The 3,906-nt window shown below is 58.0% G+C and carries 4 protein-coding genes and 1 pseudogene; 4 read left to right on the forward strand and 1 reads right to left on the reverse strand.

From position 1 onward, the window contains the following. The first annotated feature begins 249 nt into the window (after window positions 1-249). From AC5E6N_RS23620 to AC5E6N_RS23635, 4 genes and pseudogenes are all read left to right on the forward strand, one after another. On the forward strand, window positions 250-651 hold the full coding sequence (locus AC5E6N_RS23620) for a helix-turn-helix domain-containing protein (RefSeq protein ID WP_491750103.1): 402 nt from the start codon (window positions 250-252) through the stop codon (window positions 649-651). Window positions 652-1,026: 375 nt separating this feature from the next. After that, complete coding sequence (locus AC5E6N_RS23625) at window positions 1,027-1,389, forward strand: type II toxin-antitoxin system ParD family antitoxin (protein ID WP_491750101.1); 363 nt, start codon at window positions 1,027-1,029, stop codon at window positions 1,387-1,389. Continuing rightward, window positions 1,386-1,685, forward strand: coding sequence for a type II toxin-antitoxin system RelE/ParE family toxin (locus AC5E6N_RS23630; protein WP_491750102.1), 300 nt, complete (start codon window positions 1,386-1,388; stop codon window positions 1,683-1,685). Before AC5E6N_RS23625 ends, AC5E6N_RS23630 begins: the two co-directional genes overlap by 4 nt. 547 nt (window positions 1,686-2,232) lie before the next feature. Further along, a pseudogene (locus AC5E6N_RS23635) lies at window positions 2,233-2,511 on the forward strand (helix-turn-helix domain-containing protein); the annotation flags it as partial. Here the strand turns inward: AC5E6N_RS23635 and AC5E6N_RS23640 are convergent. Next, on the reverse strand, window positions 2,511-3,896 hold the full coding sequence (locus AC5E6N_RS23640; protein WP_491750104.1) for an IS701 family transposase: 1,386 nt from the start codon (window positions 3,894-3,896) through the stop codon (window positions 2,511-2,513). The pseudogene AC5E6N_RS23635 and the gene AC5E6N_RS23640 sit on opposite strands and share 1 nt — an antisense overlap. Between the last annotated feature and the right edge of the window lie 10 nt (window positions 3,897-3,906).

Below are 3,906 nucleotides of genomic sequence, written 5' to 3' on the forward strand. Positions count from 1 at the left end.
TCAGATCGCGCGGGCTCTCCGGGAGGAGTGAGGAGTTGGAGTGGTCCGGACTATCTCATGGCAGACGTGAACCCGATATGATGTGACGGAATCGATAGGGACAAAACGGCGGTTTGCCTGGGAAGCAAGACCGGTAATTCCGGCTTGAAGTCCTTGACCTTTTGGGCGGCCGGCGCCACGAAGATCAGGATGAAACAGTCTCAAATTTTGGATGGCCGTCCTTACACCGGTGCACAAGAAAAGGTGAACATGATACAGCGAAAGAGTACACATCCGGACCCCATAGACGTCTATGTCGGACAGCGCGTCCGGCTGCGTCGAATGATGCTCGGCATGAGCCAGGAGAAGTTGGGCGAGGCGATCGGTGTGGCATTCCAGCAGTTGCAGAAATACGAAAAAGGCCGCAATCGCATCAGCGCCAGTCGTCTGTTGGGCATCGCCAGGGAGCTAAATGTGCCGATAGACTTTTTCTTTGAAGAACCGCGGCACACAAAGAGGCTGGATAACAGAAGTCCGCAGCCGGTCATCGACTTTTTGTCCACCGCGGAGGGATTGGCCCTCAACAAGCACTTCATTCAAATCAACGATCCCGCGACAAAGCGCCAGCTCGTCGGCCTGGTAAAACAGATCGCCAATATGCAGGGCCGGTGAATCCGCGGTCGCAAATTTCCGATCCGGATGTTTCGTATGCAAACTGTCCAGGATGGCATTCCTTGGCCTGCAACATCCCCTCCACGACAGGCCGCGCCGCGCCTTTCCGGGTGTGCACAGCCGGTACTTGAGCATTATTTGGTCTGTGGCGGCGTTTTGCCTTTCCCAGATCAGCGCACGCGCTTTGCAGGCGATTGAGGGCGGACGCTTCGTTCTCACCTCAAGGCTGTACGTGACGTGGGCGTTGAGCGTTCCGGCGTGTTTTCTGATCGGTTACAGCGAGGCGTTCGGCGATTTCAGCCTCAACGCCATCTGGATTACTGTGTCGGCTTTTGAATTTGATATCGGTCGAATTCCACTGATCCTGAACACGTCATGCCAAACGCCCTGTTTGGGCCACCGATTGAAACGGTTGCGAATTTGCTTAGGGTCACGTATATTCAATATGAATATTACCTTCTTTCCTGGGATTGGAACATGGCTAATACATCAATGACGCTTGGCCCTCATTGGGAGGGTTTCATCAAGGAACAACTTGAATCGGGCCGCTATAGCAGTGCTTCAGAAGTTGTACGGGCCGGCCTTCGCGAACTCGAAGCCAGGTCGGAGAAAATTGCCGATCTGAAGGATGCACTGCGCCCTGGTCTTGCGGCTTCTGATCGAGGCGAATTTGTCGAAGACTTAACGGCGCAAGATGTCATTGATCGAGCAATTGCACGCGGCAAAGCCGCATCGTGAGCGGCACCTATAAGATCACACCTCCGGCTTCCAACCATCTTGACGAAATCGCGGATTACACGCTGATTGAATGGGGACCGCAGCAGATGTCGGTCTATATCGACGCGCTATTTGCGAGATTCCAATGGCTTGCGGACAACCCTGAGCTTGGTAAACGCAGACCCGAGTTTGCACCGGACTTGCGTAGCTACCCGGAAGGGTCACATGTGATCTTCTACATGCGCCACACAAACAGGATCGACATTATCGGTGTGCCGCACCAGTCCCGAGACATAGAACGGTATTTTGAAGCGTGAAGGGAAAACATCAGTGTGAGAGCATCGATGTTTTTCCATTTCGAGAAACCTGGATGACCTTGTTGAAGGCCGAACATGGTTCTCGACTGTTTGCGATGGGATGACCGCACATGGTTCCCGCCGGACTTTCTTCCATCTCCGGTGCAGCAAATGGTCCAGGATGTTCCGGTTATCGCGCCATGATTACGAAGAGACCATCTGATACCGCGTTTTGGGATGAGACTGAGATATCAGTTCCAGCGGCCGTAGTTATCGGCGGGGCTGATCGTTATGGGCAGCAGGCGGCGCCAGCCGACTTTGTGTCCTTTACCGCCCGCGCCCGCAGTGGCGATTTCGGATCAGAGATTGAGCAACAGTGCTATAGCCTGTTGCGGGACGCCGCGATCGCCTATGCGGTGTTAGTGGCCGTTTTATTCTCCCCAAAAAGGGCGCCTGAAAATTCCCCAGTCTGGCGCTGATGTGCCAATTGTGAGGGGCATGCCCCTCACAATTGGCTTTCGCCAAATTTCCATCCGGAATGATCCCGATTTGATTGGGGCGTTTGCGGGTGATCCGACTGAGGGAAATCGTTTTGATACATGATTTGAATCGACAAGGCCTGAGCGTGAGTGCGATCGCGCGTCAGGTTGGCTGTGACCGCAAGACGGTCCGCAAATATCTGGAGCTGGGACTGGAGGCTCCCGTTTATAGCCCACGCCCGCCGCGCGGCAGCAAGCTGGATGGCTATCGTGATTATCTGAGGGACCGGGTTACCGAGTTCCCCGATCTATCTGGTCGGCGTCTTCTCCGGGAAATCACCGAACTGGGGTATGAGGGCAGCTATTCCTACTGCGTCACAAGCGCCGATGGATGACGATCGGTTTTCGTAGGGTGTTGCAGCATGGACATCGATCGAGGCTTCTGGCCAGTGCAATGGTCAGACGACGACGCAGTGTCGCGATCGAGTCCGGGATGTGCCTTTCGGGCCGGATCGGCGGCGCCTCTGGGTCGGTAACCGGCGGGAACGGCAGGTTTCTGGAACGTCGGGGCGGCACCCGATCCTGAGGGGGGAATCGTCTGCCGCTCGGCGATCAGGAAACCATAGGCTGCAATGCACAATGTCGCGTGGTGATGGAAGCCGCGCCAGCCGCGCCCTTCATAGTGTCCAAGACCGAGTTCCTGCTTGAGCTCCTGATAGTCGCGCTCGATGCGCCAGCGCAATTTGGCGCGATCGACCATGCGGTCGAAGGCGATGTCCGGCGGCAGGGTGGACAGCCAGTATTTGGTGGGCTCATCCTCGCCCTCGGGCCATTCGATCAACAGCCATTCCTCGGGCCAGGGTTCGGTGCGCGTGTAATCGCGATGGGCCGGACGCACGCGCAACCGGGCAAAGCGCGAGGTCAGCCAGTCGGCCGAGCCCTCACGCCAGGTGACCGTCTGCCAGGCCGTCGCGGGCAGTCCGAGCGCCAGCGCCTTGACCTGCATCGGCTGGTGGTCATCATCGCGCCGCATTCGTTTGGCCGGCCGGCCAAGCCCTGACCGGCCTTTTGCCGGCAGCGGCCCGCTTCCCGGTGCCCAGATGCTGGTGTTCGGCAGGATGCCGGCAACATAGGTCAGCCCGAGCGACGTGATCGCGGTGCGCAGCTTCGTATCGGCGCCGTAGCCGGCATCCATGAGCACAATACCGGGCGCAATGCCGGCCGCAACCGCATCGCGCACCTGAGCAAGCGCGATCTCCGGCCTGGTCGAAAAGCCGACATCCTGCGGCACCTTGGCCGTCTTGCGTCGTATCGCATCGCCCGCCCAATCCTTCGGCAGATACAGCCGCCAGGCCACCGGCAGGCTGGCCGCGTGGTTGGCAATCGACAGCGTCACCGCCACCTGGCAATTGTCCCGCTTGCCCAACTGCCCACAATACTGCCGCGCCACGCCCACCCAGTGACGCCCCTTCTTGGGAAAGCTGGTGTCGTCGATGATCCAGGCCTCAATCGGACCGCGACGTTCCATCGACGGCAAGACAAGCTCGCGCACCTTGCAAAGAACCCGCGCGTCAGACCATGGCGCGTTGCCCACAAAGTGCAGCAGCGACTGATGTTGCGCAGCCACCCGCGAAGGCGCCGTCACCGCCGCAATCGGCTCGACGCTCTTGCGGTCGCAAGGCAGCAAAAGCCCCTTGCAATAATCCCGAAGCGGCTGTGTAATGGATATGTCAAGCAACTTTTCGGTTCGGATCGAATTTTTG

It is taken from the genome of Hoeflea sp. (genome assembly GCF_984452065.1).